Here is a 26,003-nt window from a genome sequence, read left to right as displayed (position 1 = left end):
ACGTTTAAAGAGATCGAGGCGCCAAAAAGGCGCCTCGGGTGGTCTAAATTTTCAGAGATACCTGTTAGTGCATCGCGTGTTCACAGGTGACATTCGGGTTGAACGGCATCAAAACGCCCAAAGGATTTTCACGGAACAGCCAAACGTGTTGGTCGTAGTGCGGCATAAACCCATGCGCTTCATCGCCTTCTGTCGCCGGGTCATCCGCCATATGGTCCCAGGTCCGCCCATTCAAGACGGGTGGCTCGCCCATACCGGCGGCTTCCCATGCCGCCTCAAACACGAGGTTCTCGACAGCGACCAGTTCTAATGAACCGTCAGCTTGCGGCTCGTAGATCAGGACCGAAGGTTGCGACCAATCGGTGTAGGTCGACTCGCCATCTACACGCGGGTCGGTGCCCGTAATCTTCAACATCGCGGGATGGATATAGTGAATACCCATGCCGCCAAGTTCGGCAGGAAGACCTTCGCCTTCCGCCGAAACGCAGTGATTGTCGGGCGTAATATAGCCGTCGGCCAAAGCGACATTGATGTCTTTGTATTTCTCGACGCTGGCGCGCATTTCATCCAAGTCAACATCTTCGGCCAAAACAGAAATCGGGAAAATGGCGCAAAACATCGCCGTAACTAGCAGATTCTTCATTTTCACCTCCCTTTGTTTGACAACTTCAAGCGGTATGCTTGAGTCGTCAGTTTCATCATAACATAAAATCTGATCAGAAATTCTTCGCTCATGATTGATGGATCAGCTATCGTTCGTAATCGATTTGGGAAGCTCGACAGGGGGAGCGAAGGTGGCAGGCAAGCGCATAACTTTGAAATCTGCACTCGCTGTGATTGCTCTGGTATCTGCGCCGCTTACGACAGTGGCAGAGGAAATTGCCGCACCGGTGTGGGGCGATGTCAGTGCGATTTTTCAGGAGCGCTGCGTTATGTGCCACTCGGCGGTGTCCGGTGCGACCAAGGGGTTGCGACTTGATGACTACGCCGCTCTGATGAGAGGGAGCGCACAGGGGGTTGTTTTGAAGAAGGGAGACCCGAAAGCGAGCATCTTGATACGCAGATTACGTGGGGAAATTGCGCCGCGCATGCCCTTCCTAAGCCGCGCCCTGTCAGAAGATCAGATTGCCCTGATCGAACGCTGGATTGAAATGGGTATGCCAGAGAGTCGCGGCAGGGTTTTTCCTTAAGAGTCTCGGGCAATGGCGACATGCGAATTAGCAAGAGCTCCGAGCATCTCAGGCGATAATTCTCTAAATGCGAGTAAGCTCAACAATCTCGTCAAGATTGGGGATCACATATCAAAAAACCCGGCACATGGCCGGGTTTTCAAATCGTCTAAAAGCAGCGCTTACTTCGGAAGCGGACCTATCAGCATGATCATCTGGCGGCCTTCCATTTTCGGCCAGTTTTCGACTTTACCAAGTTCTTTGGTGTCCTCGGCCACTCTCTCTAGCAATTCGCGACCCAGGTTCTGGTGCGCCATTTCACGGCCACGGAAGCGCAGGGTCACTTTGACCTTGTCGCCTTTTTCCAAGAACTTCACCACGTTGCGCATTTTGACTTCATAGTCATGCGTGTCGGTGTTCGGGCGGAATTTGACCTCTTTCACTTGAATCGTGGTCTGTTTTTTCCGCGCCTCGGATTCGCGTTTCTGCTGTTCGTACTTGAACTTACCATAGTCCATGATCTTGCAGACGGGCGGGTTGGCATTGGGCGAGATTTCGACCAGATCAAGTTCAGCGTCAGCGGCCATCTGCATGGCTTTTGCCGGGTGAACCACGCCTACGTTTTCCCCATCTGCGCCAATCAGGCGGATTTCGGAGGCACGGATGCGATCATTGATTCGAGGGCCAGTTTCGCGCGTTGGAGGCGCGTTGTGCGGTCTGCGGGCTATGGTTTTCTTCCTTCAATAATTAGCAGATTTGAGGATGGAACCTATATGCGAGACTGTGCCGGTTCAAGCGGTTAATCGGCGGTTCTGCGCCAATTTGGCAGACTTTCCGCTTGTTGTTTCCGCAGATCAGCGTCAATTGATGAGATATAGTTAAGGGTCACCAGAATCCGGTGACCAGAAGGACTTGGGAGTATGTCCATGAAAAATTTGATTTGGGTTGCGCTTGCAGTGGTTGTGATTGCTGTCGGTATTTTCGCCTTTGGCGGCAAAGAAGAAGCAGAGATGGCAGAGCCTGTTGTGCCTGCCGAAACCACCGTCGAAGAAGAAGCGGTCGAAGCCGTTGAGGCGGTTGAAGAAGCCAGCGAAGACGCAATTGAGACGGCTGAGGACGCGGTTGAAGCGCTGAAAGAAGAAGCCGAGGAAATGGTTGAAGAGGCCAAGAAAGAGGCCGAAGAAACCTTGAAGGCCGTCGAAGAAAAAGCCGAAGAAATGGTGAATGACGCAGTTGAGACTGCGACCGATGTCCTGAACCAAGTTGAAGGCGCTGCAGCTGATATGGTCAACGACGCAGCCGAGGCGACCGAAGACGTCGCAAGCGACACCGCTGAGGCCGTAGAAGAGACAACAGAGACCTCTGAAACTGCGATTGACGCAGAGGCCGACGCAAATATGGTCGCTGAGGCAGAGATGACCGATGCCGAACTGCTGACAGTTGAAAACTTTGATATGAACAAAGTTGCGGAACTGATTGCAGAGTCTAATCTTAACGCGGTCCAGAAAGCGACTCTGACGACAGCGGTTGAGGCTGCAAAAAACAATCCAGATCTGCTGAAAGCTGCACTGGAACAAGTAAAGACTGCGCTTGATCTTTAAGATCGCATCGCAATGAACACATCAAACCGCGCCCGAAACGGCGCGGTTTTTTTGTGCCTTGGAGCTTGCAAAAAACGCGGGGATTTTTGGCCTCACGATGGAAATTTCACATTTCTCTCTTAGTTTGATAGGCGTCCGCTCAACCAAAAGACGACAATGGAGAATTTTATGACGACTGAAACAGGCTGGTTTGATGATCGCGCAGCAACTTTCGGAGATCGCTTGGCAGCCGCGCGTACCAATCTTGGCCTCAGCCAAAAACAACTGGCCAAGAGCATTGGGGTAAAGACCTCGACTTTGGCTTCTTGGGAAAACGATACCAGCGAACCGCGCGCCAATCGGTTGCAAATGCTGTCTGGTATTCTGGGCGTCTCCTTGGGCTGGCTTCTGACCAGCAATGGCGATGGGATCGAAGCGCCCGAAGGCGAAATCCATATCCCGGAAGACGTGTCCGCCCTGTTGATCGAAATGTGCGGACTACGCTCCGAGATGCAGTCGTCGGCTTTGAAACTCGGCAAGCTTGAAAAACGTCTGCAATTGGCGCTGAGCGCTGCGTCGTAACAGGGCACGTATACCCAAACAATAATTCGCTTGCCGCCGGAGCCATCTGCGCGGCAAGCTGGCCACAAATGGCGACAACCTCCACATTTCAGACGACGCGCAGCATAGGTTTGTTGCTATTTGCGACCATGGCCGGGATGTCTCTTTGGTTCATGGGTGCAGCAGTCATTCCGGATATGGCGCGCGAAGCGGGGCTAGAGGACGGGCAACTGGCCCTTTTATCCTCCGTTGTGCCTGCGGGGTTTGCTCTTGGTGCGATGGGGTTTGCCATCAGCGGTGTGCCTGACCGCTTTGATCCTCGCCACGTTTTTGCGGTTTGCGCCACGGTCACCGCAGTCCTGAACGCAATCTTTATCTTTGTTCCCATTGGGACACCGGCTGCCGGGATCATACGTTTTTTATCAGGCATCGCCATGGCGGGCACCTGGCCCTTGTCGATGAAGATCGCCGTCGGCTGGAGTGTGACCCGACGCGGAACCTTGATGGGCACCTTGGTGGGTGCGCTGGTGATCGGGCAGGCGGCCCCCTATTTGATGGCGTGGATCGGCGGGACAGACTGGCGGCTTGCGCTTTGGATGGGGTCAGGGTTGGCCTTGCTTGGGGCAGCAGCGGCATTACTGACCCAACTCGGCCCTCACCACGTGCGTGCGGCCCGGTTCGACAGCCGCGCTCTTTATGTGGCGTGGCAGATGCCGCAGCTCCGTCGCGCGATCCTTGGCTATCTGTGCCACATGTGGGAATTCATCGCCTTTTGGTCATGGGTCGGTGTTTTTGCCGCAATTTCCTTTTCGGCATCGATGCCGGAAGAGGACGCACAGGCTCTTGGAAAGCTTGCGGCATTTCTCTGCATCATTGCCGCAGCGCCTGCCTGCGCCCTGGGAGGCGTCTTGGCGGATCGAATTGGCAAAGCCCATGTTGCCGCTACCGCTTTGATCCTGTCGGGCACAGCAGCGCTGCTGACTGCTTTGACCTTTGGTGGCCCTGTCTGGATCACCTTCGCGCTTTTGATCCTTTGGGGGGCTGCTGTGGTGCCGGATTCACCGCAGTTTTCTGCAATCGTCGCCGATTACGCACCCGCTGAGATCGCGGGGTCGGTTTTGACCTTACAAGCCTCGCTCGGTTTTCTGTTAACCGCGCTGACGGTTCAGATCGCGCCAAGCATTGCGGCGATAGCGGGTTGGCCTGCTGTCATGGTCCTTTTGGCGATGGGGCCTGTTGCGGGTGTTTGGGTGTCCGCGCCGCTTAGACGTGCAGAACGTGCCTAGTCTGAAAACAAAAGCGCCGCTCTGACTGTATCAAAGCGGCGCTTGCATCGTTCGTATATAATAAGATCAGTCCAAGAATGCTTTCTCGACCACGTAATGCGCGGGTTTGGAATTGGCACCTTCTTCCAGACCATAGGTGTTTTCAAAGAGGTCCTTGAGTTCAAGGTTGAACGCCAGGTTGCCGCAAATCATCGCGCGGTCGGTGTCTGGGTTCAGCGGTTCTACGCCCAGATCCTCAAACGCCTCGCCAGAGCGCATCAGGTCAGTGATGCGGCCCATCTTTGGGCTCTCTTCGCGCGTTGTCGTTGGGTAGTATTTGATCTTCTTCCAGAAGCCTTCGCCGATCACCTCGTTCAGCAATTCGTCGTGTTTCAGGCTTTCGATCAATTCTGCACCATAAACCAGCTCTCCTGCTTCGCGGCAGGTGTGCGTGATGATGACTTCATCGAATTTTTCATAGGTCTCTGGCTCGCGCAGCAGCGATGCGAAAGGCGCAAAACCGGTGCCGGTCGCAAAGAACCAGATGCGTTTGCCCGGGATCAGAGCGTCATGCACCAATGTGCCAACTGGTTTTGGCCGCAGGATGATTTCATCGCCAACGTTGATGTGCTGCAGCTTAGATGTCAGCGGGCCGTCTTGTACCTTGATTGAATAAAATTCCATTTCCTCATCCCAAGAAGGGGACGCGATGGAGTAGGCGCGCAGCAAGGGTTTCTGCTTGCCGGTTTCTGGGTGCGGATCGCCCATCAGGCCGATCATCACAAATTCGCCAGAGCGGAACCGCAAGGACGCAGGGCGCGTGCATTTGAAAGAGAACAGGCGGTCTGTCCAATGTTTCACTTCGGTCACGGTCTGCGCGTCAGGCAGGACGGGTTTTTTCGCTTCTACAGCAGGTGCTTCGGTCACTTTGGTCAGCTCGTTCATCGTGCAAATGGGCGGAAATTTCCGCCCTCCATCTATCAGGTTCTACAGGTTTTGACAGGTCCAATCTCTGCAACGCAGACATGTCCAGTGTGCACATGTCTGCCTTGGCTCAGTCCGTCAGCTTTCTACTTTTGCGCGCAGCCGGTTTTGGTAGTCATGCGCCTGCCAGTCCGCGCGGAACTGCCATTGGTCCTCAGGCTGGCGTGCAGCCAGATCATCGGAAATTTCCACCTCGTCAAAACCAGAGCGACGCGCCATCGCATATTGGTCGGCCAAAACGTGCCCTTTGGCACGCAGCCGGCCTTTGAAACCCATCAGGCGCAATTGACGTGCTATGGTGAACCCACGGCCATCAGCAGCGCTTGGGAAGTCGACGCGGATGAAATCAACGTTGGGAATGATATTGCCAAGCGTTTCTGGAAAGACATCAGACGGCAGGTCCAGCGCTTTGATATCATTGGCCGCTTCGCCTTCATTGGACAAAGCGACAAAGCCTTCGGTCCAGTCATCGGCTGCAAAGCCGCTATCGGTGACAATCACAGTCATGCGTTTACTCCTTTGCGCACCATTTTGCCGTTTTCAAAATGAATGCCACATTCGGTTTTGTCTTGACCGCGCCAGCGGCCAGAGCGTGGGTCTTCGCCCGGTTTTACTGGGCTGGTGCAGGGCGCACAGCCAATGGATGGATAGCCTTTGGCCACTAGAGGGTGGCGCGGCAGGTTGTTTTCTTCCATGTAGGCCTTGATGTCCTCTGGTGCCCAATGCGCCAGTGGATTCACCTTGATGCGACCTGTGAAGTCTTCGACCTCAAAGAACTCAAGCGCGGCGCGCGTGCCCGCCTGAAAGCGCTTGCGGCCCGTGATCCAGCCATCGTAACCGCGCAGCGCCTTTTGTAGGGGACGCGTCTTGCGCAAAGAACAGCAGGCGTCGGTGTCGCGCTGATGCAGGGTGCCGTCGGGATCTTCCGCCTCAAGCGTGACTTCGCTTGCACGGATGATCTGCATGTTCTGCAGGTGCAGCCGATCCGCCAGTTCAATCTGGTACTCTAGGGTTTCGGCAAACAGCATCTCGGTGTCGACAAACAGCACCGGGATATTGCGATCCACCATGGCCGCGAGGTGCAACAGCACCACGCTTTCGGCCCCAAACGAGCTGACGAGGGCAAGCTTGCCAACGTCTTGATCTTTCAGCGCACGGTCCAGCACGGCGGTGGCCGAGTGGTGTTTGTAGCGCGCGTTCAGCTGCTCAACCTTCTCTTTCAACGGGTCCGCCGCAGCGTTCTCGTTAAAGGAAATAGGTGTGAACGCCGATTGGCTGTTCACCTGATCATGCGGCATTGGCCCGCGCCTCTGGGTAGATGTAACCTTTGAACGCATCCAGACCGACGCGGCGGTAAGTCTCGATGAAGGTTTCATCGGCGCTCTCACGCATTTCAAGGTAGCCTTCAATGATGCGTTCAATTGCTGGCACGATCTCATCATAGGCAAAACCCGGCCCAACACGCTGGCCAACGGCTGCTGTGTTGGTTGCGTCACCCCCCAGAGTGATCTGGTAGTTTTCAACGCCTGCGCGATCCAGACCCAGAATGCCGATATGGCCGACGTGGTGGTGACCACATGCGTTGATGCAGCCAGAGATCTTGATCTGCACGTGACCAATGTCGTGCTCGATTTTCAGCTCGTCAAAACGCTCTGCGATCTGCTCGGCCACTGGGATAGAGCGCGCGGTTGCCAGCGCACAGTAGTCCATGCCCGGGCAAGCGATGATGTCCGAGATCAGGCCGATGTTTGCGGTGTGCAGGTCGGCTTCTTTCAGCGCGGCGTAGATGTCTGGCAGGTCCGATTTGTGGACATGCGGCAGGATCACGTTTTGCTCATGGCTGATGCGCAGTTCATTGTGGGCATAGTTGCGCGCGATGTCCGCCATCACACGCATCTGCGCAGCAGAGGCGTCACCCGGTGTTGCGCCATGTTTCTTCAGCGAGATGGTGACAATCGCATAATCGTCCTGTTTGTGCGCGGCAAGGTTGGTATCCACCCAGCTGCGGAACAGCGGGTCTGCGTTGTATGCCGCTTCATAGGCGTCGGTGGACGCGCTGCGGAAAGCAGGGCTTGCGAAATGCTCTTTGATCTCTTCCAGAAGCTTTACGTCAAAGCCTTGGAACGTCGGGCGGATCAGGGCGAACCGTTCCTCGACACGACGTTGGATTTCTTCGATGCCGTGCTCGTGCACAGTGATCTTGATGCGCGCTTTATATTTGTTGTCGCGGCGACCCAGCAGGTTCCAGACAGACACAGTCGCTTCAAGATAAGACAGCAGGTCTTCCTGTGTGACGAAGTCTTTCAGAACTTTGCCGATCATTGGTGTCCGGCCAAGGCCGCCACCAACCACGATCTGATAGCCCAGTTCTCCGGCATCGTTTTCGACGATGTAGATGCCGATGTCGTGTGCCTTGATCACTGCACGGTCGTTGTTGATCGCGCCAGAGACGGCGATTTTAAACTTACGTGGCAGCGCTTGGAATTCCGGGTGGTCTGTAGACCACTGGCGGATCAGCTCTGCGATAGGGCGGGGATCAGCCACTTCATCCGCCGCCGCGCCAGAGAAATGGTCAGCGGTCACGTTCCGGATCGTGTTCCCGGATGTCTGGATGGCATGCATGTTCACTTTGGCCAGCTCGTCCAGCATGTCTGGCACGTCTTTCAGCTTTGGCCAGTTGTACTGGATGTTCTGACGCGTGGTGAAGTGGCCATAGCCTTTGTCCCATTTCTCAGCCAGCACCGCGAGCGTGTCCATCTGATCAGAGGACAGCGTGCCGTAAGGGATCGCGACGCGCAGCATGTAGGCGTGCAATTGCAGGTACAGGCCATTCATCAGACGCAGCGGGCGGAATTCGTCCTCAGTCAAGGAGCCGTCGATGCGGCGTTCAACCTGTGCGCGGAACTGGCGGTTGCGTTCTGCGAGGAAGGCGCTGTCAAATTCGTTGTACTGATACATGATTATGCCTCTGCCTGTTTGCCGTGGAAGTAGTTCGATGGGCCGGTGCGGCGGAACTCTTCGCGGAAGTGGGTTGGAGCAGGGCGCCCATCGTCGCCTGCTATAGCGTCTGCGAGGTAGGCCCCCACGGTGACGGCGGTTTGCTGTTGCGCTGCGATCAGACGTTCATCTGCCACAGCTTCGTCGGTCAATAGCTCTGCCTCCGCGAGGTCGCGGGTCCAATCGCCAGAGGCCGTCATATAGATCACGTCACCTTCCAGAAGGTGGTTTGCGGTGACGACTTTAGGTGTGAAAGCGCGGGCCATATCAGGCGAGCTCCTGTTGTTGAAACTTGGTCAGGGTGGCAGCGGCACGACGGGGCGACAGACCGATGAAAGTTAGTGCCGGGCCGGTCAGATGTGCGTCCGCCAGATCCTGTGGAAGGGTTGTGAGTGTGGAGCCAATCACGCGCTGATCGGCGCGAGAGGCGTTTTCCACAATTGTGATCGGGGTGAAAGGATCAGCACCATGCATGATCAGACGCCCCTGCATGAAACGGGCGGCTTTTTTGCCCATATAGACCGCAGCGACGGCACCCGGCGCAGCAAGGTCGCTCCAGTCGTGGTCAGCAAAGCCATCAACATCGTGCCCCGTGAGGAAACGCACGCTGGCATTGCGGCCACGTTTCGTCAGGCTTTGGCCAATAGACGCCACGGCCGCAGACGCCGCCGTGATACCGGGCACAACCGTATAAGCCACACGCGCGGCATCGCAGGCGTCCAGTTCTTCGTCCAAACGGCCAAAGACAGTCGGGTCACCCGATTTCAGGCGCACAACCAAATGGCCCTGCAGAGCATGCTCCACGATCAAGCCGTTGATATGCTCTTGCGGTGTGTGCTGCCCATAAGGGGTTTTGCCAGCATCAATCAGCTTCGCTTCGCGACGGGCAAGCTCCAGAATCTCAGGCGCAACCAGACGGTCATAAATAACAACGTCTGCAGCATCCAATGCTTTGCGTGCTTTCAGGGTCAGCAGTTCCGGGTCACCCGGACCCGCGCCAACAAAAGCCACGTGGCCCGGCTGCGCATCGGCATAAACATGTTGGAACAACAGCTCATCCAAGGCCTGCGCCGCTGCGCCTTCGCCTTGGGTTTCAACCCGCGGACCGGACTTGAAATAGTAATCGGCCCAGAAATCACGGCGTGCACGACCAAAGGGCAGTGCGTCCACCGCCTTGCGGAAGGACTTGCCTACGCGGGCCAGCATGCCGAGGTTTGGTGAAAGGCGCTCTTCAAGGTCGGCTTTGATTGCACGGGCCAACACGGGTGCTGCGCCTTCGGTGCCAATTGCAACGGTCACCGGGTCACGGTCGACAATCGCGGGTGTGATGAACTGGCTGTCTTCAAGGTTGTCGACAATGTTCACCAGAACGCCAGCATCCTGCGCGATAGCTGCGGTACGGGCGTCCTCGGCATGGTCCTCATCTGCTGCATAGAAAAGCACTTCGCTCGACAGATCACCCGCCGCAAGGGCGCGCTGCACCAGGGAGAGTTTGCCTTGCGCCGCCCAGTCTTGAATTTCAGCCACCGGATCAGCCGCATAAACGACGATCTCGGCCTCAGTTTTCAACAGAAGACGCAGCTTGGCCACAGCCGCCTCGCCACCGCCCGAAAGGGCAATGCGCTGTCCTTTGACGGACAAAAAGACGGGATAGTGTTGCATTTGTTCTTCTCTTGATCACTGTTTTCGAGTGCAATATAGGAAATTGTTCCGGTATTTCGCTAGATGTCTGGAAAAATAGAAACGTTTGTTCTATGAGTGGTTTCAGATGAATAGAATGTTCCTGAATAGAGAGGAAATTGGGATGGCGTTGCGAATAGACGATATGGATCGGAAAATCCTCAACGAGTTGCAGCAGGATGCGGCGCTGTCTTTGGACGAAATTGCCAAGCGGGTCGGGTCTTCGAAGACCCCAGTTTGGAACCGGATTCGTAAGCTGCGTGAAGGCGGAATTATCAAACAACAGACCGCATTGTTGGATGCAGAGGCTCTGGGGTTTGAGGCGTGTTTTTTCGTGCTGATCCGCACCAGCGCACATGAGGCAGAATGGCAGGCCAAGTTCCTGAAAGCATTGCAGGATCGCCCTGAAGTGCAGGAAGCGCATCGGCTGGCGGGGGACATTGACTATATCCTCAAAGTACGCGTCGCCAATGCGCGTGCCTATGACACGTTTTATCAGGCTCTGATCTCTGAGGTGCGGGTGCATAATGTGACCGCACTTTTGTCCATGGAAGAGATCAAATCGACCACCATGCTGCCGCTGGCAGACGCGCCTTAGGCCACTCCAGTTCGAACTAAGAAAATATGTGTTAGGCTTGCCTCATCACAAATGTGGAGGCCCCTATGATTATGCGCATCTTTCAGGTCGTGACGCACCCGGGCAAAGAGGCGGCGTTCAGGAAGTTCTTCTATGAAATCGCCATTCCCCTGATGCGGAACACAGCTGGCATTGTCGATGTTTATCCGGGCGATGCCCGACCAGACAGCCCCAGAGAATTCAGTTTCGTGATGATTTGGGAAGATCTGGACGCCCTAAAAGCCTTTGTCGGCGAAGACTACACATCCCCCCATATTGCGCCGGATGAAGCTGAATTGGTCGAGAGTCGGTCTATCAAACACTATGACTTGGTCGTTGGAAACCCGGCGATGGGCGCTGCGCTACCGTGAGACCATGAGGCGCGTAAGCCCATGGAAATGATATACATTTGCATATGTCGGCGACTCGGTCAGTTTCAGGTTCGGGCAGCATTCAAAAAGCACGGACAGGGCGACTTGCAGTTCCAAGCGGGCAAGCGGCGCGCCGATACAGAAATGCCGTCCGGCCCCAAAAGCCATGTTGGTTTTAATCACCCGGTTCGGGTTAAACACATGCGCATCTTCCCACATCCCGGGATCACGGTTCGCAGCACCAAGCAGTAGCGCAATTTGATCCCCCGGTTGCAAAGTGATGCCGCCAACCTCAACCGGTTCATAGGCATAGCGTGTGAACATATGCAGCGGCGGATCAAAGCGGATCAGTTCTTCGACCGTTGTTTGAATACGCTCTGGGGAAAGGCATGTTAGGTCCGCGCCACTCTCAAGCAGCGTTTTCACTGCATTGCCGATGGTGTGCACCGTCGCCTCGTGACCCGCATTCAACAAGAGGATACAGGTCGAGATCATCTCATCCGTGGTCAACCGTTCGCCGTCTTCTTCGGCTGCGATCAGTTCGGTCAACAAATCATCCGCCGGGCTGGCGCGCCGCATCTCGATATAGTCGCGCATGAAGGCGCTGAATTCTGACGAAGCCTTTGCCGCCGCGACTTCAGTGTCATATGTGCGCGAGGCTTGATACATCGCCACCATGGCGTTGGACCAACGCAGCAGTTGATCGCACATATCCTCGGGCACCCCCAACATCCGCGCGATGATAATCACGGGCACTTTGGTCGCGTAATGTTCAAGCAAGTCAAAGGGTTGATCGGGGAAGGTTGCGCACAAATCCCGGCAAAGCGCGTCGATCTCTGGTTCAAGGTTTTGGATGCGTCGGCTGGTAAAGGCCCGCATGACAAGTCCGCGCAAACGCGTATGTCGTGGCGGTTCCAACTCTAGCATGGAATGCGCTTCAATCTCGTAAAAGGCTTTGGTGTGTGGCGCTGGCGGTTTGGCAAGATCAGGCGGCGCTTCGCGCCCTAGCCGCCGATCTTTCAGCAGCATCGACACCGTCGCATAGCTGAACGCGGCATGCATGTCATAGTCTTCCCAATAATGCACCGAACCTTGCCGTCTTGCGGCGTCGTAAAACGGGTAGGGGTCTTGAACAAACGCGGCTTCAGTCGGAGATTGAGACAATTTTATCATGTGGTCAGATTTACAAATCACCTCCTGAATGCAAGCCGAATTTCCGTGCTTTGTTACTTTTTTGCATGAACTGGCGTTGCTCATTGTTTCTCGTGATTGTAATAAAATTGCTAGGAGGGCGCGCAGTTTGGAATCTATTACTCTTACGTTAGAGATGTCGGTGGTCCTTGGACTTCTGGCTTTCACTGTTTTTCTCTTTGTTTCTGAAATTGTTAGGATCGACCTGGCCGCCATTTTGGTCATGGTGCTGCTTGGGCTGATCTCTCAAATCCCTGCGACGTCCAGCGTTGCTGATGTCACCCGGTTGTTTGACGGGTTTGCCTCGAACGCGGTGATTTCGATCATTGCCGTGATGATCATCGGGGCGGGACTGGATAAGACCGGTATCATGAGCAAGGTCGCGGCCTTGATCCTGAAGCGCGGGGGCAAAACCGAAGGCCGTCTCATCCCGATCATCTCTGGCACTGTCGGGGTGATTTCTTCTTTTATGCAGAACGTAGGTGCTGCGGCGCTTTTCTTACCCGTGGTCAGCCGTATATCGGTGCGCACCGAGATCCCTATGTCGCGGCTTCTGATGCCCATGGGGTTTTGTGCAATCCTCGGCGGGACGATGACCTTGGTGGGGTCTTCACCACTGATTTTGCTGAATGACCTAATACTGGCCTCAAATGCCAGCCTTCCAGCAGATCAACAGATGGAGATGTTTGGGCTGTTTTCCGTGACGCCGATTGGGCTTTGCCTTGTTGCGACTGGCATCCTTTATTTTGTTGTTTTCGGCCGCTGGGTTTTGCCATCTGGCAAGACGTCAGGGGATGGAGCAAGCGCGCAGTCGCTCAAAGAATTTCTTAGCAAAATCTATGGCTTGCACACGGATATTCATGAAATTTCGATCCCCGCTGGCCATCCATGCGAAGGCCGCACCTTTGATGAGCTGATGCAGGAATACCATGTCTATATCATTGGTTCCGCGCTTCGCGGCAAACGCTGGTTTGCACCTGTGATTTCGACGCCTGTTGAAACGCCTTGCCGTCTCGCGATCCTCGGTCCGCGTAAAGAAGTGCGCACAATGGTGCTTGATCAGGGATTTACACTGCATACAGAGCTTGATGTTTTTGCAGAGGACTATGCAGCAACCAAATCCGGCGTGGCCGAAATGGTCATCCCACCGGGGTCTGGCGTGATCGACAAATGCGCGCATGACCTTTTGTTTCGAAAAACCTATGGCGCGTCGCTTTTGGCTATCCATCGCGATGATGAAACCCTCAGCTATGTTCAGTCAGAGGACCACGCACCCACCGCCGTCGGCGAAGTTCCGTTTCGTGCGGGCGACACGCTTGTGATCCATGCCACTTGGGAGGCACTCACACGCCTGACCCGTGACCGTGATTTTGTCGTTGTGACGCAGGACTTCCCGCGCGAAGAACTCCGCCCCCGCAAGCTGGGCTTCGCGCTGCTTTTCTTCGTGATTGCGCTGTCGATGATCTTGTTTACAGACATTCGCCTGTCGCTCTGTCTATTGACGGGCGCGGTCGGCATGATCCTGACCGGCGTGCTAGATATCGACGAAGCCTATGAGGCAGTCAGTTGGACGACGGTGTTCCTCTTAGCTAGCCTTATTCCCTTGGGCATGGCTGTGCAAAGCACCGGAACAGCGGAATGGATTGCGCACCAAATCCTTGCCCTGCTGGATGGCTGGCCGCTTTGGGCGCTGCAAACTGGCGTGGCGGTTCTGGCGACGATCTTTACACTGGTAATGTCAAATGTCGGCGCGACGGTTCTTTTGGTGCCTTTGGCGATCTCGATTGCGCTCGCTGCGGGGGGTGATCCGGCCATCTTTGCGCTGACTGTCGCGATTTCTACCTCAAACAGCTTCCTGATCCCCACCCACCAGGTCAATGCGTTGATCATGGGGCCGGCTGGATACAAGGTGACGGATTTCGTCCGTTCTGGCGGGATTATGACGATCCTCTTCCTTGTTGTGTCCATGGTGATGATGAACGTCGTATTCTGACGAGTTGCGATATGCAGAAAAGGCGCGCCATTTCTGACGCGCCTTTTTTGTAAGCTTCAATAAGGTGGTTAACGCCTAAGCAGCGTCGAGCGCTTCGATGATGGCGTTGAAATCACTTGCCTTCAGGCTTGCGCCGCCAACCAAGGCCCCATCCACGTTTGACACCGCAAAGATGTCCTGAGCATTCGAAGGTTTGACCGACCCGCCATAAAGCACACGGAAGGCATTGCCGTCTTCACCAAAGCGCTCGACCAGCTTTGCACGGATAAAGTCATGCACTTCTGCAATTTGCTCAAGCGTCGGAACTTTGCCGGTGCCAATCGCCCAAACAGGCTCATAGGCGATCACGGTGTTTGCGCCCGTGGCGGCATCCGGTGTTGAATTCTTCAGTTGGGTGCCAACAACATCCAAAGTCTGGCCGCCTTCGCGCTCTTCAAGGCTTTCACCGATGCAGATCACTGCAATCAGATCATTGGCATAGCCCGCTTCGGATTTCGCTGCGATCACTGCATCGGTTTCGCCATGATCCACACGGCGCTCAGAGTGGCCCGTGATGACATAACCAGCACCGGAATCGGCCAGCATTGCAGCAGAGATGTCGCCCGTATGCGCGCCAGAGGCGTTGACGTGACAATCCTGCCCACCGATGGCAATGGCACTGCCTGACACGGCCTCTGCCGCGCGGCTGATCAGCGTGGCGGGCGTGCAGATCAATACATCGGTCTGGCGCGTTGCTGCGGCAGGTTTCATCGCGTCAAGTTCTGCGAGGTCGGCGGCAAGGCCATTCATCTTCCAGTTTCCGGCGGCAAGTTTACGGCGCATGCGTGCTCCCAAATCCATTTGAATGTGTTTGAGCACGTTGTGCGACCATTGCCGCGCGGGGTCAAGTGGTGGCGCTAACACGTTCGCATTCCCTGACCCTCCCGAAGTCCAATGCACGTTTTGGGATTTCGGCGAAGTATGTTCTAATTGACAAAACGAAGGCATAACAGATCCCTTGGCACATGCGTCGGAGGGACATCAGGGCCTTGGGGGAGGACGCGATGGCCCAATCAAACGAAATCACACCAGAAGAGATCCTCTCGTTTTGGTTCCCGGATGGCGACAACCCCACGCTGGACCAGCATATGGACCTTTGGAAATGGCGCATGCAGGGCGGGGCGAATGATGAAATCATGGCACGGTTTGTGGATGTCACTGAAAAGGCCGCCAAGGGTGCCTATGACGATTGGGCAGACACGCCCCACGGGCGACTTGCGCTGATAATCCTTGTCGACCAATTCCCGCGCACCGTCTGGGCGGGAACACCCCAGGCGTTTGAAAACGATCCAAAGGCGTTGTCATTGGCACTCGAAGGACTAGGCAACGGACACTTTGATGCGCTGGAGCACGTCTGGTACAAAAGCATGTACGCCATCGCGTTGTGCCATTGCGAATGTAAGAACCACTTGGCGCATTTGGATGTCGCGATTGACATTGCCGAACGCCAGATCGAGGAGGTGCATGAGCACCTGAAAGACGCCTACCGTTGGGGGGCAGACCAGCCGCGCTTACATCGGAAAGTTATTGCTCAATTCGGACGCCATCCGCATCGCAACGCCATCTTGGGGCGTGTCTCTTCGCCAGAGGAAGAGGCGTACATCAAAGCTGGCGTCTTCCCGCACCAACGAGAGATGAAGCTTTAGCGACAGTGCTGACCGCGATATGCAGTAGCTACTGCGTATCCGCGAACTTGATGCTTTCTCCGCAGCCGCAGGCCTCGGTGACATTCGGGTTTTTGAACTTAAAGCTGGCTTCTAGCAAAGAGACTTCGTAGTCGATCTCGGTCCCAAATAGGAACATTTGCGCCATCGGTGCGATCATCACGCGCGCGCCGTCTTGTTCGATGGTCTCATCCAATGGATTGACTTCATCGACGTATTCCATGGTGTATTCCATGCCCGCGCAGCCGCCTTTCTTAACGCCAATGCGCAGCCCCTGATGGCCTTCACGTTCCATCAGCTTGACAATTTGCTTGGTTGCGGCGGGGGTCAGTGTGACCGCCTGTTTGCCTGGAATACCGAACATGGTGTGCTCCTTTGGTGCCTATTTAGGGCTTGGGCAGGGCGATGCCAAGGGCTGGCAACTGCGCCAAGAGGAACAAAATCGCGAGGCTGACCAGAATGGCCCAGCCAAATGACGCCAGGGTGCCAATAATAACATATTCCGACCGTTTGCGGTTTTCGGCAAGGTCTTTGTCACCGGCTGTCTCAAACCGCAATACGGATTTGGCCGCGACCAGAAAGCCGATGCCAATCGGCAGACCGGCAAGAACCAGAACGTAAATCAACCCGCGTTCCAGCAATCCAATCATTTTGCCGCCACCCGGTAGGCTGTCTTTTGAGAATTCCGGTCCATAAGGAGCCATCAGAATGCCCACGGCAAACCCACCGGCGCGCGTCGCATAGATCGCGCCTGACACCAATAGCAGGATGTGGGGGACATAAGCTGGGGCAGCGGCCCACATGCCCGTTTTCCAAATATCGGGCGCATAGGCCGAGATGGCTATCAGGGTGATCAAATGGACGAGTTGGTCAACAAGATGGGGCGCAATGCTTTCCTCAATACGGGATTTGATGGCATCGGTCACCAAATGCAGCGCGGCCAAAACAAAGATTGGCGCGGCAATACTGCCGGTCGCGACGATAGCGGTTGCGAGGACGATTAGCCCATGCAGGGTGAGGTAGAGAAACTTGTCTTTTTGGGCGACCATATTGCCGGTTTGAAACACATAGTCCGCCAGCACATGCGCCGCAAAAAGCGCGATCAGGGTTTCAAGCATCATTTTTTTCCCAGTTTTGTTCCCAGGTTAGGAGCGAATTCTGCAAGCGATTTAACCCAGCAGATTTAAGACGCTTTTCAAGTGCTTGCCGCGTGATACCCAGCTCGCTTGCGCGCTGATTTATGAAATACCCATTTGAAACTAAGTTTAGGTAAATTGCTTCCGCTTGACGCTCTGTCCAGCCATCGTAGATGAGTTCGAGAAGAGGCAGGATTGTTTCGATTTTGTCATCAAGCGCAGCGGACACCATTCGCGTTTCGGTTTTGCTTTCCTTGATCTGATCTAGAGCGAAACCTGAATCGACAAAAGGCTGGCTAATTGCAGTGTTCAGATCACTTGGGATTGCACCTGCGTGTGTGCCAAATGCGATTCCAATGTAGCTATCATATTGCTTGCCTAGAGCTTTCAGACCCGTGCGAAAAGCAAGGGCAGCTCTTGGTGTGAACGCCGGCTTTGACAACGCAACTTGCCATCCGTCCCCGCGGTGCCTCGAAAAATTAAAAGGGGCACCGGTGAACTGTTCAAGCGCGCGCGCAGTCTTGCTGAGCGCGTCAATACAGTTTGACAAATCGCGCGAGCCGAGGTTGCGAGACCCAACGATGTCGCCTGTCAAAACGGAGATATTTTGCTTGATTTGCGTCATTTGCAACCAAAATAGGTTGCTTTTCGCTAAATGCAACCTAAAAAGGTTGCTGTCAGCGCTTGCAAATCAATTAGGTTGCTCAGATGCAACGAATAAACTTAGAAAAACTGGCCCGCAGGGCCGCCTCTTACATGAACCCCAGTTCCAGCCGGGCTTCGTCGCTCATCATTTCCATGCCCCAAGGGGGTTCCCACACCAGCGCCACGTCCACGGTTTTCACACCGGGCACACCCGACACCGCTTCTTGCACCCAGCCCGGCATTTCACCGGCAACGGGACAGCCCGGAGCGGTGAGGGTCATGGTTACGTTGACCTCATTCTCGGGATTGATGTCGATCGTATAGACCAGACCAAGATCGTAGATATTCACCGGAATCTCAGGGTCATAGACGCTCCGGCAGGCTTCGACGGCCGCTTCATGCAGCGGGTGGTCGGTGCTGGAGGGCGCGATCAGTGGCGTGCCTTCGATGGGCTGATTATCCTGAGTCATTTGTTTACCTGGCTATTCCTGAGTGTTGATATAGGGAATTCACCCGCCAGCGTCCAGAGCCGCAGGCACATTCGCCTGTGCTTTGATCTTGCGCAGCGGGGCAGGGCGCACCCGTGCTTCGATCAACTCGTAAAGCGGCGCGACCAGGTTTTTGGCCATGGCCTTTTCTACGCCTTCCAATCCGGGCGAAGAATTGACCTCAAGGATTTTCGGCCCTTCCGAGGAGCGCAGCATATCGACACCCGCAATATTCAATCCAAAGGCCCGTGCAGCACGCACAGCCGTCTCTCGTTCTATCTTGCTGATTTTCACACGTTTCGCTGTTCCGCCAAGGTGAAGATTTGAACGGAAGTCGCCCTCTGCTCCGGTGCGCAGGATCGTGCCAACGACCTTATTGCCAACCACCAGACATCGGAGGTCTTCGCCTGCGGCCTCTTTGACAAATTGCTGCACGAGAAAGTTCGCGCGCAGGCCCCTAAAGGCAGTGATCACGGATTCAGCCGCTTTGCGGGTTTCGGCAAGAACGACGCCTTTACCCTGCGTGCTTTCCAACAGCTTCACGATCATCGGTGCGCCACCGACAAGTTCCATCAAGCTTCGTGTGTCTTTCGGAGAGGCCGCAAAGGCTGTTGCCGGCATCTCTAGGCGATGGCGGGCAAGAATTTGATGTGCAAAGAGTTTGTCGCGGCTCGCAGTGATGCCTTCACTCCCGTTCAGGCAGAAGGTTCCGAGCGTTTCAAACTGCCGCAAAACCGCGGTGCCGTATTGCGTCACGGATGCGCCGATGCGGGGGATAACGGCGTCATAGCGCGGCAGGCGCGCGCCGTCGTAATGAATCTCCGGCGCCAGAGCGTTGATCGCCATGTAGCAGCGCGTCGTGTCTATGACCTCGACGAAATGACCCCGTTTCTCGCCTTCCTCAATCAGGCGACGGGTAGAGTAATTGTCTTCACGTGACAGCACCGCAATGCGCAGACGTCTTTTAGGGGCCGTGGTGCGTATGGTGGTGGAGGCATAGACCGAATAGTCTAGGATCGGCTGACAGTGGCTCTCGGAAGGAGAGACTGTGATCGGTTCCGCCAAGGCCTGACGCCCCAGCAGCATATGCATGGCCATCCCGCGCCGGTCGGTCAATGTCAGTTCAATGGGCCATTTGCGGCCATTGATTTCCAGCACGCTGGCAATCACATAACGCATCTCTCGGTCACCGTTGGACGAGGTGATTTCACGTCGATCTAGGATGGCAGCAGAACAGGGAATGGCGAGGGATTCATTGCCGGGCACGGGGTGCACGGTAAAGCGCACATGGGGCTTGTCGCTTGGACCAAAGGCTTCGATATCGGTCGCCTGCAGAGCCGAGGTTTTTGCGCCGGTATCGACCTTTGCTTTGATCGCTGGCAAGCCAAGCTCGGGCAGAGAGACCCATTCTTCCCAACCCACTTTGAAGGGCTCTGTTTTGTCGTGCTCTGACATCTGTTTATTCCCAAAAAGAATCGGGCCAAAATTTGGCCCGATGTGTTGCGCAGGAATAGTTTTTAGCAGGCGAGTGCAACAGTTATTCGTTGATGTCGTGATTGAAGGTTTTCACATTGCCTTTTGGCAGCGAAAAGACGCGACGTAAGATCAACCATGCGATCAAAGAGATGACCGCAAACAGAAGCAGGATGGCCGGGACCGACAAGAGTTTCAAGGGACCCAATAGGGCCAACCCGGTAACGGCAGCCCCAATCGCGAAGCCCAAGAAAATAAAGCCCGGCACAAGCATCTCTAGAATGCCAAGCCCCAGCGCTGCTGCAAGCCAGACCCACCAGGTTGTCAGCAAAACCGCCATCAAGAACCGCCTTTCAGCAATTTGAAGGCATCGCCAAATGCCTCGAGCGCGGCGGCAGGCAGAACGATCGTCTGCTTGCCGGCACCGTTGCCCAAGGCGTTCAGAGCTTCGACCTGTTTGAGCGCAACCTGATATTGCGCGGCTTCTATGCCGTTATCCTTAATGGCTTGCGCCACAACTTGCGTTGCATAGGCTTCTGCATCCGCAGAAATCCGGCGCGCCTTGGCTTTCTGTTCGGCTTCGTAAAGTTCCGCATCAGCCTGCAGTTCGACCGCGCTTTTCTTACCCTGCGCCTCGGTTACCTGCGCCCGGCGTGCCCGTTCAGCGTTAAGCTGTTGCAACATGGCCTGACGGGTCTGCTGATCCAGATTGACATCCAGTATTTCGGCGCGGGTGACTTCGATGCCCCAATCATCAACGGCGTCTTCCACGGAAACCTTTATGGTCTCAATCAAATGCGCGCGGTTGGCTTGGACCTCATCCAGGTCCATTTTGCCGATCTGGGCGCGCACGATACCGGCAACCGTTGTTGTAATCGCACCATCAACGTCGCGAATACGATAAACCGTCTTTTCAGGCTCGGTGATGCGGTAGAACACCGAGGTGTCGACCTGTACCAGCACGTTATCTTTGGTGATGGCGTCTTGGCTGGCAGTGGGAAGTTGGCGTTCGAGAATGGAAATCTTGTGGCGCACCACATCCAGAAACGGCACGATAAAGTTGATACCCGGCCCCAAGACCGAGTGCAATCGACCAAACCGTTCGACGACGTGTTTTTCGGATTGCGACACAATCCGCACGCCTTTGAATATCACGGTGATGACAAAGGCCGCGCCAATCAAAAGCACGATGTTTTCCGAAAGTATTTGTTCGATCATAAATGTCCCCTGAATAAGATTGCCCCAAGCCATGAGGTGGGGCCGAATGTGCTATTTTACAACCTTGATAAGACAGCGTAAGGAGCGCGCAAAGCTAAAAAGGTGAACTATGACCAGCCGTTTTTCATTTGACCTGAAAGCCACCGATGGCAAGGCGCGCACCGGGGTGATCTCGACCCCGCGCGGAGAGATCCGCACACCGGCGTTTATGCCGGTTGGTACGGCGGCGACGGTCAAGGCGATGATGCCAGAAAGCGTACGCGCGACGGGGGCGGACATTCTGCTGGGCAATACCTATCACCTGATGCTGCGCCCGACGGCAGAGCGCATTGACCGTCTGGGTGGTCTGCACAAGTTTATGAACTGGGAGCGGCCCATTCTGACGGATTCCGGCGGCTTTCAGGTTATGTCTTTGGCGGGACTGCGGAAGCTGACAGAGAAAGGTGTGACTTTCCAAAGCCATATCGATGGATCTAAGCACGAGCTGACGCCGGAACGGTCTATGGAAATCCAAAAGCTGTTGGGATCTGACATCGTCATGTGTTTTGACGAATGCCCGGCCTTGCCAGCAGACCGAGATCGCATTGCAGAGAGCATGCGCCTGTCGATGCGGTGGGCTGAACGGTCCAAAGATGCCTTTGGGGATCGTCCGGGACATGCTTTGTTTGGCATTCAGCAAGGCGGTCTTGAGGAAGATTTCCGCGAAGAAAGCGCCAAAGCTTTACGTGAGATCGAGTTTGATGGCTATGCGGTTGGTGGTCTGGCCGTAGGTGAGGGGCAGGAGGCGATGTTCTCTGTGCTGGACTTTGCGCCTGATCAATTGCCGGTCGACAAACCGCGTTACCTGATGGGGGTTGGCAAGCCAGATGACATCGTTGGCGCTGTCAAACGCGGGATTGACATGATGGACTGCGTTCTGCCGTCGCGCTCTGGTCGTACAGGGCAATGCTTCACCCGCCATGGCGTCGTGAACATCAAAAACGCGCGCCACGCCGATGACCCGCGGCCGCTCGATGAATCGTGCGGCTGCCCGGCCTGTCAGAACTATTCACGGGCTTACCTGCACCATGTGTTCCGGTCTAACGAGATGATTTCGGGGATGCTACTGACGTGGCATAACCTGCAATATTTCCAAGACATTATGCAGGGCATGCGGGACGCGATTGAAGCCGGGACCTTTGAGGCTTGGGAAAGGGATTTCCATCAAGCTAGGGCGCAGGGGGATATTGAGCCAGTTTAGAAAATAGAGGAAAGTACTAGTGAAGATTGTTCTTAATTACATAATCGCTGACTATTCAAAACCTATCGAAGTGGTTTTGGGAATTCTTTTGGGGCTCTTTATCGGGTTTGTCGCGATCAATTTTGAGATCGGGTTAAGTGGAGATCTGTGAAAATGTTTTTTCGAAAGCGCGAAGACTAAAACAGTGGCGCGGCTGAGGTAAATTGAGCCAGTGTGGTCTTGGGAAGGATCTATTGATGAACGCATTCTTAAATTTCTTGAAATCAGATTTTGGCAAACCAGCAGAGTGCATTATTGGGCTTTTCGCCGCGCTGCTCACGGCAACAATTTTGATTGGCCCGCTTACCGGCATTTCAATAGATGGTTTTGTAAAATTGCCGTTCATGCTCGTCTATTTCTTGCTTGCGCCGATATTGGTCTCACTAAGTTTTAGCGGTGGCTCCCTCATCGCCTCGCTAGGTCTAATAGCAATCTTGTTCGCGGCATATTCCGCTATCAAATACCTCAGCGGAAAAAGACTGAGACTGTCCATTATTGCGATAACGATCACTTTATTTCTGTTCGGTGGACTTCTCTCTGCCAATTATGTCGTGATTTAGTAAACCAAAGGCGCGTCCAAAGCTTTCGCGCTTATTATCCAACTCAAAACAACCTACCTAACTCGGATTCTGCGCTGACTTAATCTTGGGCGGTATGCGTGGTGGGCGGTCAATTTCGTGTGGCATGACCCCAAGGGCCGCTTGATGTCGTTAACACAGAGTGAATCGCTGCAAATCCACCCTTGTGATCCCGCGTCCCAAAAGGCATTCTGATTTCAACAACAGAGGCGCGCGGGAAGAGACCTGTCTTGAAACCCATGCCGAGCCGTACCAGATAGAAAACTCGAAAGAGGAGACAGCAAGTGTTGCCGCAAAGCGGGGCCGGGCTGTCTTGCCAAGAACAAGGACCGAGTATGCAAGAGCCACTCAATTCATCCTATCCCGTCCTGCCGCTGCGCGACATTGTGGTTTTCCCACATATGATTGTGCCGCTGTTTGTGGGCCGTGAAAAATCCGTGCGCGCGCTTGAAGAAGTGATGCAGGACGACAAACAAATCCTTCTGGCGAGCCAGATCGACCCGGCTGAGGACGACCCGGAAGCAGAAGGCATTTACCGCACAGGTGTGCTGGCCAATGTGCTGCAACTGCTGAAACTGCCCGATGGCACTGTGAAAGTGCTGGTCGAAGGTCAGGCGCGGGTGCAGATCAATGACTTCCTTGAAAACGATGTTTTCTTTGAAGCGACCGCCGAATATCTGAATGAAATTCCAGGCGATGCGACCACGATCGAGGCGCTGCTGCGTTCGGTCGGCGACGAATTTGAGCGTTACGCCAAAATCAAGAAAAACATTCCAGAAGAAGCGCTTAGCGCTGTGTCTGAAACCGAAGAACCTGCGCGTCTGGCGGACCTAGTGTCAGGCCATCTGGGTGTTGAGGTTGATCAAAAGCAAGAGCTTCTGGAAACGCTTTCTGTCTCTGAACGGCTGGAAAAGGTCTATGGCCTGATGCAGGGCGAAATGTCTGTGCTGCAGGTCGAGAAAAAGATCAAAACCCGCGTGAAATCGCAGATGGAGAAGACCCAGCGCGAATATTATCTGAATGAGCAAATGAAAGCCATTCAGAAGGAATTGGGCGACGGCGAAGACGGCTCTGGTGAAATCCAAGAGTTGGAAGAGCGTATTGCCGCGACCAAACTGTCCAAAGAAGCCAAGGAAAAGGCCGACGCAGAGCTGAAGAAGCTTAAGAACATGTCGCCGATGTCTGCCGAAGCGACTGTTGTGCGCAACTATCTGGATTGGATGCTGTCCATTCCGTGGGGCACCAAATCCCGCGTGAAGAAAGACTTGAACAAGGCACAAGAGACACTGGATCACGATCACTTTGGCCTTGAAAAGGTAAAAGAACGCATCGTGGAATACCTCGCAGTTCAGCAACGCTCCAAAAAGCTGAAAGGCCCGATCATGTGCCTTGTCGGCCCTCCGGGTGTGGGTAAGACATCGCTGGGTAAATCTGTGGCGAAGGCAACAGGTCGTGAGTTCATCCGTATCTCCCTAGGTGGTGTACGTGATGAAAGCGAAATCCGTGGTCACCGCCGGACTTATATTGGCTCCATGCCGGGTAAGATCATTCAGGCGCTGAAAAAGGCGAAAACCACCAACCCGCTGATCTTGCTCGATGAAATCGACAAGATGGGGCAGGATTTCCGTGGCGATCCAGCCTCTGCGATGCTGGAGGTTTTGGACCCAGAACAGAACAGCACGTTTGTCGATCACTACCTTGAGGTAGAATATGATCTGTCAAACGTCATGTTCCTGACCACGTCCAACAGCTATAACATGCCGGGGCCATTGCTTGACCGGATGGAGATCATTCCGCTGGCGGGCTACACCGAAGACGAAAAGGCGGAGATCGCGCATCGTCACCTTATTCCGAAGCAGGTGAAGAACCACGGTCTGAAAGCCAAGGAATTCACGCTGGACCCGGAAGCGCTGCAGGAAATGATCCGCACCTACACCCGTGAAGCGGGCGTGCGGAACCTTGAGCGTGAGATTGGCAAGATCGCCCGCAAAGCCATCACTAAGATCGTGCGCAAGGAAACTGACAGCGTGACGGTGACGCCTGAGAACTTGGATGAATTCCTTGGCGTGAAAAAGTACCGCTATGGTCTGGCTGAAAGCAAGGATCAGGTCGGCGTTGTGACTGGGCTGGCTTATACCAGCGTGGGCGGTGATCTGCTGCATATCGAGGCACTGAAATTACCGGGTAAAGGTCGGATGAAAACCACCGGTAAGCTGGGCGATGTGATGAAGGAATCCATCGACGCGGCGAGTTCATATGTGCGGTCTATTGCGCCAGAAATCGGGGTGAAGCCTCCGAAGTTCGACAAGATCGACATTCACGTGCACGTGCCGGATGGGGCAACGCCGAAAGACGGTCCCTCTGCGGGTCTTGCGATGGTGACGTCGATTGTCTCTGTGCTGACCGGCATTCCGATCCACAAAGACATCGCCATGACCGGCGAGGTCTCTTTGCGGGGCAACGCGATGCCAATTGGTGGCTTGAAAGAGAAACTATTGGCAGCGTTGCGGGGCGGTATCAAAACCGTGTTGATCCCGGAAGAGAACGAAAAGGATCTCGCAGAGATTCCAGATAACGTAAAAGAAGGGCTGGAAATCATTCCAGTGACCCATGTGTCAGAAGTTCTGGAACGTGCGCTCGTCGCAAAACCAGAGCCTGTCGAATGGGACGAAGCGGCCGAAGAAGCGGCAGCTGCGGCCTTGGCCAAAGCGCAGAACCCAAGCGCGACAGCGCATTAGGTTGGCTCTTTAACGCATTGAAAAAAAGGAAAAGGCGCCCCACGATAGGGCGCCTTTTTCGGTGTCTTTCAGCGAAAATTGTGTCGCTTAGTTGTCCAGAGCTGCAGCAAGGATTGCAATCGTCAGGATCGCCATCACGGTTGCCGCTTCGTTTGCGCTGGATGCAGCATCTGCTTCGATAACAGGTGCTTCGACCATCGGTTCGGACATTCCGCCTGCCATTGCAGGGGTGGTTGCGGTGGCAATAGCCAGAGCGAGAAGTGCTTTTTTCATGGGTGCCTCAATAGGTGTAAGATTTTGACGCTCTGCAGGTATCGCGATGGTACGATAAGTCAATC

30 protein-coding genes are annotated in these 26,003 nt (G+C 54.8%); 12 read left to right on the top strand and 18 right to left on the bottom strand.

Annotation, left to right across the window (positions count from 1 at the left end):
- Positions 1-64: 64 nt before the first annotated feature.
- Positions 65-643: a hypothetical protein gene (locus tag BUA39_RS01815; RefSeq protein WP_242648524.1), complete on the bottom strand. Its 579-nt coding sequence runs from the start codon at positions 641-643 to the stop codon at positions 65-67.
- Between the two features lie 172 nt (positions 644-815).
- Between BUA39_RS01815 and BUA39_RS01810 the strand changes: the two genes are divergently transcribed.
- Entirely contained in the window at positions 816-1,190 is a 375-nt protein-coding gene (locus BUA39_RS01810) for a c-type cytochrome domain-containing protein (protein ID WP_165610472.1), read from the top strand.
- A gap of 161 nt (positions 1,191-1,351) precedes the next feature.
- Here BUA39_RS01810 and infC read toward each other — a convergent pair whose 3' ends face one another.
- Positions 1,352-1,810 carry a translation initiation factor IF-3 gene (gene infC / locus BUA39_RS01805; RefSeq protein WP_341349532.1) on the bottom strand — a complete coding sequence of 153 codons (459 nt, stop codon included), beginning with the start codon at positions 1,808-1,810 and terminating at the stop codon, positions 1,352-1,354.
- Between the two features lie 285 nt (positions 1,811-2,095).
- Between infC and BUA39_RS01800 the strand changes: the two genes are divergently transcribed.
- The 3 genes from BUA39_RS01800 to BUA39_RS01790 all read left to right on the top strand — a co-directional run bounded on the left by BUA39_RS01800 (position 2,096) and on the right by BUA39_RS01790 (position 4,596).
- Positions 2,096-2,770: a hypothetical protein gene (locus BUA39_RS01800; protein ID WP_072790104.1), complete on the top strand. Its 675-nt coding sequence runs from the start codon at positions 2,096-2,098 to the stop codon at positions 2,768-2,770.
- A gap of 168 nt (positions 2,771-2,938) precedes the next feature.
- The gene (locus BUA39_RS01795) at positions 2,939-3,331 is read left to right on the top strand and encodes a helix-turn-helix domain-containing protein (RefSeq protein ID WP_072790101.1); all 393 of its coding nucleotides are present in this window, start codon (positions 2,939-2,941) and stop codon (positions 3,329-3,331) included.
- Positions 3,332-3,399: 68 nt separating this feature from the next.
- Positions 3,400-4,596 (top strand): MFS transporter, encoded by a 1,197-nt coding sequence (locus BUA39_RS01790; RefSeq protein ID WP_072790098.1) that lies wholly within the window; start codon positions 3,400-3,402, stop codon positions 4,594-4,596.
- A 66-nt stretch (positions 4,597-4,662) separates the two neighbouring features.
- On the opposite strand, the gene BUA39_RS01785 is transcribed toward BUA39_RS01790, so the two are convergent.
- The 6 genes from BUA39_RS01785 to cysG form a co-directional block, all read right to left on the bottom strand.
- Positions 4,663-5,520 carry a ferredoxin--NADP reductase gene (locus BUA39_RS01785; RefSeq protein ID WP_072790095.1) on the bottom strand — a complete coding sequence of 286 codons (858 nt, stop codon included), beginning with the start codon at positions 5,518-5,520 and terminating at the stop codon, positions 4,663-4,665.
- A 117-nt stretch (positions 5,521-5,637) separates the two neighbouring features.
- A complete protein-coding gene (locus BUA39_RS01780; RefSeq protein WP_072790092.1) occupies positions 5,638-6,066 on the bottom strand; it encodes a DUF934 domain-containing protein in 429 nt (142 codons plus the stop codon).
- On the bottom strand, positions 6,063-6,857 hold the full coding sequence (locus BUA39_RS01775; protein ID WP_084604649.1) for a phosphoadenylyl-sulfate reductase: 795 nt from the start codon (positions 6,855-6,857) through the stop codon (positions 6,063-6,065). Before BUA39_RS01775 ends, BUA39_RS01780 begins: the two co-directional genes overlap by 4 nt.
- Positions 6,847-8,517 (bottom strand): nitrite/sulfite reductase, encoded by a 1,671-nt coding sequence (locus BUA39_RS01770; RefSeq protein WP_072790089.1) that lies wholly within the window; start codon positions 8,515-8,517, stop codon positions 6,847-6,849. Before BUA39_RS01770 ends, BUA39_RS01775 begins: the two co-directional genes overlap by 11 nt.
- Before the next feature lie 2 nt (positions 8,518-8,519).
- Positions 8,520-8,822 (bottom strand): DUF2849 domain-containing protein, encoded by a 303-nt coding sequence (locus BUA39_RS01765; protein ID WP_072790086.1) that lies wholly within the window; start codon positions 8,820-8,822, stop codon positions 8,520-8,522.
- A gap of 1 nt (position 8,823) precedes the next feature.
- Entirely contained in the window at positions 8,824-10,218 is a 1,395-nt protein-coding gene (gene cysG / locus BUA39_RS01760; protein ID WP_072790083.1) for a siroheme synthase CysG, read from the bottom strand.
- Between the two features lie 142 nt (positions 10,219-10,360).
- Here cysG and BUA39_RS01755 point away from each other — a divergent pair, with 142 nt between their 5' ends.
- Complete coding sequence (locus BUA39_RS01755) at positions 10,361-10,834, top strand: Lrp/AsnC family transcriptional regulator (protein ID WP_072790081.1); 474 nt, start codon at positions 10,361-10,363, stop codon at positions 10,832-10,834.
- A gap of 65 nt (positions 10,835-10,899) precedes the next feature.
- Positions 10,900-11,223 (top strand): putative quinol monooxygenase, encoded by a 324-nt coding sequence (locus BUA39_RS01750; RefSeq protein WP_072790078.1) that lies wholly within the window; start codon positions 10,900-10,902, stop codon positions 11,221-11,223.
- On the opposite strand, the gene BUA39_RS01745 is transcribed toward BUA39_RS01750, so the two are convergent.
- Positions 11,215-12,396, bottom strand: coding sequence for a cytochrome P450 (locus tag BUA39_RS01745; protein WP_072790075.1), 1,182 nt, complete (start codon positions 12,394-12,396; stop codon positions 11,215-11,217). The genes BUA39_RS01750 and BUA39_RS01745 overlap by 9 nt on opposite strands.
- Before the next feature lie 127 nt (positions 12,397-12,523).
- Between BUA39_RS01745 and BUA39_RS01740 the strand changes: the two genes are divergently transcribed.
- The gene (locus BUA39_RS01740) at positions 12,524-14,407 is read left to right on the top strand and encodes an SLC13 family permease (RefSeq protein WP_072790074.1); all 1,884 of its coding nucleotides are present in this window, start codon (positions 12,524-12,526) and stop codon (positions 14,405-14,407) included.
- Between the two features lie 75 nt (positions 14,408-14,482).
- Here BUA39_RS01740 and tpiA read toward each other — a convergent pair whose 3' ends face one another.
- Positions 14,483-15,229: a triose-phosphate isomerase gene (tpiA, locus tag BUA39_RS01735; RefSeq protein ID WP_072790072.1), complete on the bottom strand. Its 747-nt coding sequence runs from the start codon at positions 15,227-15,229 to the stop codon at positions 14,483-14,485.
- A gap of 221 nt (positions 15,230-15,450) precedes the next feature.
- On the opposite strand from tpiA, the gene BUA39_RS01730 reads away from it, so the two are divergent.
- Complete coding sequence (locus BUA39_RS01730; RefSeq protein WP_072790069.1) at positions 15,451-16,092, top strand: DUF924 family protein; 642 nt, start codon at positions 15,451-15,453, stop codon at positions 16,090-16,092.
- Between the two features lie 28 nt (positions 16,093-16,120).
- Here BUA39_RS01730 and BUA39_RS01725 read toward each other — a convergent pair whose 3' ends face one another.
- The 7 genes from BUA39_RS01725 to BUA39_RS01695 all read right to left on the bottom strand — a co-directional run bounded on the left by BUA39_RS01725 (position 16,121) and on the right by BUA39_RS01695 (position 21,070).
- Positions 16,121-16,474 (bottom strand): HesB/IscA family protein, encoded by a 354-nt coding sequence (locus BUA39_RS01725; protein ID WP_072790066.1) that lies wholly within the window; start codon positions 16,472-16,474, stop codon positions 16,121-16,123.
- Between the two features lie 22 nt (positions 16,475-16,496).
- Positions 16,497-17,228, bottom strand: a complete 732-nt coding sequence (locus tag BUA39_RS01720) for a DUF3307 domain-containing protein (RefSeq protein WP_072790063.1) — start codon at positions 17,226-17,228, stop codon at positions 16,497-16,499.
- Complete coding sequence (locus tag BUA39_RS01715; protein ID WP_131814555.1) at positions 17,221-17,871, bottom strand: hypothetical protein; 651 nt, start codon at positions 17,869-17,871, stop codon at positions 17,221-17,223. The genes BUA39_RS01720 and BUA39_RS01715 overlap by 8 nt, the downstream gene beginning before the upstream one ends.
- A 127-nt stretch (positions 17,872-17,998) precedes the next feature.
- Positions 17,999-18,361 (bottom strand): SUF system Fe-S cluster assembly protein, encoded by a 363-nt coding sequence (locus BUA39_RS01710; protein WP_072790057.1) that lies wholly within the window; start codon positions 18,359-18,361, stop codon positions 17,999-18,001.
- Positions 18,362-18,400: 39 nt separating this feature from the next.
- Positions 18,401-19,834 (bottom strand): 30S ribosomal protein S6--L-glutamate ligase, encoded by a 1,434-nt coding sequence (gene rimK, locus BUA39_RS01705; protein WP_072790054.1) that lies wholly within the window; start codon positions 19,832-19,834, stop codon positions 18,401-18,403.
- Positions 19,835-19,916: 82 nt separating this feature from the next.
- The gene (locus BUA39_RS01700; protein ID WP_072790051.1) at positions 19,917-20,192 is read right to left on the bottom strand and encodes an NfeD family protein; all 276 of its coding nucleotides are present in this window, start codon (positions 20,190-20,192) and stop codon (positions 19,917-19,919) included.
- On the bottom strand, positions 20,192-21,070 hold the full coding sequence (locus BUA39_RS01695; RefSeq protein WP_072791651.1) for an SPFH domain-containing protein: 879 nt from the start codon (positions 21,068-21,070) through the stop codon (positions 20,192-20,194). Before BUA39_RS01695 ends, BUA39_RS01700 begins: the two co-directional genes overlap by 1 nt.
- A gap of 109 nt (positions 21,071-21,179) precedes the next feature.
- Here BUA39_RS01695 and tgt point away from each other — a divergent pair, with 109 nt between their 5' ends.
- From tgt to lon, 4 genes are all read left to right on the top strand, one after another.
- The gene (gene tgt, locus BUA39_RS01690; protein ID WP_072790048.1) at positions 21,180-22,310 is read left to right on the top strand and encodes a tRNA guanosine(34) transglycosylase Tgt; all 1,131 of its coding nucleotides are present in this window, start codon (positions 21,180-21,182) and stop codon (positions 22,308-22,310) included.
- Between the two features lie 19 nt (positions 22,311-22,329).
- Entirely contained in the window at positions 22,330-22,461 is a 132-nt protein-coding gene (locus BUA39_RS17025) for a hypothetical protein (protein ID WP_278246281.1), read from the top strand.
- An 85-nt stretch (positions 22,462-22,546) separates the two neighbouring features.
- Positions 22,547-22,909: a hypothetical protein gene (locus BUA39_RS01685; RefSeq protein WP_072790046.1), complete on the top strand. Its 363-nt coding sequence runs from the start codon at positions 22,547-22,549 to the stop codon at positions 22,907-22,909.
- A 353-nt stretch (positions 22,910-23,262) separates the two neighbouring features.
- Positions 23,263-25,665: an endopeptidase La gene (lon, locus tag BUA39_RS01680; RefSeq protein ID WP_072790043.1), complete on the top strand. Its 2,403-nt coding sequence runs from the start codon at positions 23,263-23,265 to the stop codon at positions 25,663-25,665.
- A gap of 87 nt (positions 25,666-25,752) precedes the next feature.
- Here the strand turns inward: lon and BUA39_RS01675 are convergent, their stop codons facing one another.
- Positions 25,753-25,938 (bottom strand): hypothetical protein, encoded by a 186-nt coding sequence (locus BUA39_RS01675; RefSeq protein WP_072790040.1) that lies wholly within the window; start codon positions 25,936-25,938, stop codon positions 25,753-25,755.
- Between the last annotated feature and the right edge of the window lie 65 nt (positions 25,939-26,003).

The organism is Cognatishimia maritima, assembly GCF_900129685.1.
In the GTDB taxonomy this organism is placed as follows: Bacteria; Pseudomonadota; Alphaproteobacteria; order Rhodobacterales; family Rhodobacteraceae; genus Cognatishimia; species Cognatishimia maritima.
Note: the sequence above shows the minus strand (reverse complement) of the source record. Positions and strands in the feature narration are given on the sequence as shown.

Excerpts from the sequence above, each read along its gene's own strand:
- tpiA (WP_072790072.1), bottom strand. The coding sequence starts at position 15,229 with ATGCGCCGTAAACTTGCCGCCGGAAACTGGAAGATGAATGGCCTTGCC.
- BUA39_RS01775 (WP_084604649.1), bottom strand. The coding sequence starts at position 6,857 with ATGCCGCATGATCAGGTGAACAGCCAATCGGCGTTCACACCTATTTCC.
- BUA39_RS01800 (WP_072790104.1), top strand. The coding sequence starts at position 2,096 with ATGAAAAATTTGATTTGGGTTGCGCTTGCAGTGGTTGTGATTGCTGTC.
- BUA39_RS01725 (WP_072790066.1), bottom strand. The coding sequence starts at position 16,474 with ATGTTCGGTATTCCAGGCAAACAGGCGGTCACACTGACCCCCGCCGCA.
- lon (WP_072790043.1), top strand. The coding sequence starts at position 23,263 with ATGCAAGAGCCACTCAATTCATCCTATCCCGTCCTGCCGCTGCGCGAC.
- BUA39_RS01795 (WP_072790101.1), top strand. The coding sequence starts at position 2,939 with ATGACGACTGAAACAGGCTGGTTTGATGATCGCGCAGCAACTTTCGGA.
- BUA39_RS01785 (WP_072790095.1), bottom strand. The coding sequence starts at position 5,520 with ATGAACGAGCTGACCAAAGTGACCGAAGCACCTGCTGTAGAAGCGAAA.
- BUA39_RS01685 (WP_072790046.1), top strand. The coding sequence starts at position 22,547 with ATGAACGCATTCTTAAATTTCTTGAAATCAGATTTTGGCAAACCAGCA.
- cysG (WP_072790083.1), bottom strand. The coding sequence starts at position 10,218 with ATGCAACACTATCCCGTCTTTTTGTCCGTCAAAGGACAGCGCATTGCC.
- BUA39_RS01700 (WP_072790051.1), bottom strand. The coding sequence starts at position 20,192 with ATGGCGGTTTTGCTGACAACCTGGTGGGTCTGGCTTGCAGCAGCGCTG.
- BUA39_RS01730 (WP_072790069.1), top strand. The coding sequence starts at position 15,451 with ATGGCCCAATCAAACGAAATCACACCAGAAGAGATCCTCTCGTTTTGG.
- BUA39_RS01715 (WP_131814555.1), bottom strand. The coding sequence starts at position 17,871 with ATGACGCAAATCAAGCAAAATATCTCCGTTTTGACAGGCGACATCGTT.
- BUA39_RS01790 (WP_072790098.1), top strand. The coding sequence starts at position 3,400 with ATGGCGACAACCTCCACATTTCAGACGACGCGCAGCATAGGTTTGTTG.
- BUA39_RS01770 (WP_072790089.1), bottom strand. The coding sequence starts at position 8,517 with ATGTATCAGTACAACGAATTTGACAGCGCCTTCCTCGCAGAACGCAAC.
- BUA39_RS01755 (WP_072790081.1), top strand. The coding sequence starts at position 10,361 with ATGGCGTTGCGAATAGACGATATGGATCGGAAAATCCTCAACGAGTTG.
- BUA39_RS01710 (WP_072790057.1), bottom strand. The coding sequence starts at position 18,361 with ATGACTCAGGATAATCAGCCCATCGAAGGCACGCCACTGATCGCGCCC.
- BUA39_RS01815 (WP_242648524.1), bottom strand. The coding sequence starts at position 643 with ATGAAGAATCTGCTAGTTACGGCGATGTTTTGCGCCATTTTCCCGATT.
- BUA39_RS01750 (WP_072790078.1), top strand. The coding sequence starts at position 10,900 with ATGATTATGCGCATCTTTCAGGTCGTGACGCACCCGGGCAAAGAGGCG.
- tgt (WP_072790048.1), top strand. The coding sequence starts at position 21,180 with ATGACCAGCCGTTTTTCATTTGACCTGAAAGCCACCGATGGCAAGGCG.
- rimK (WP_072790054.1), bottom strand. The coding sequence starts at position 19,834 with ATGTCAGAGCACGACAAAACAGAGCCCTTCAAAGTGGGTTGGGAAGAA.
- BUA39_RS01720 (WP_072790063.1), bottom strand. The coding sequence starts at position 17,228 with ATGCTTGAAACCCTGATCGCGCTTTTTGCGGCGCATGTGCTGGCGGAC.
- BUA39_RS01695 (WP_072791651.1), bottom strand. The coding sequence starts at position 21,070 with ATGATCGAACAAATACTTTCGGAAAACATCGTGCTTTTGATTGGCGCG.
- BUA39_RS01675 (WP_072790040.1), bottom strand. The coding sequence starts at position 25,938 with ATGAAAAAAGCACTTCTCGCTCTGGCTATTGCCACCGCAACCACCCCT.
- BUA39_RS01780 (WP_072790092.1), bottom strand. The coding sequence starts at position 6,066 with ATGACTGTGATTGTCACCGATAGCGGCTTTGCAGCCGATGACTGGACC.
- BUA39_RS01745 (WP_072790075.1), bottom strand. The coding sequence starts at position 12,396 with ATGATAAAATTGTCTCAATCTCCGACTGAAGCCGCGTTTGTTCAAGAC.
- BUA39_RS01765 (WP_072790086.1), bottom strand. The coding sequence starts at position 8,822 with ATGGCCCGCGCTTTCACACCTAAAGTCGTCACCGCAAACCACCTTCTG.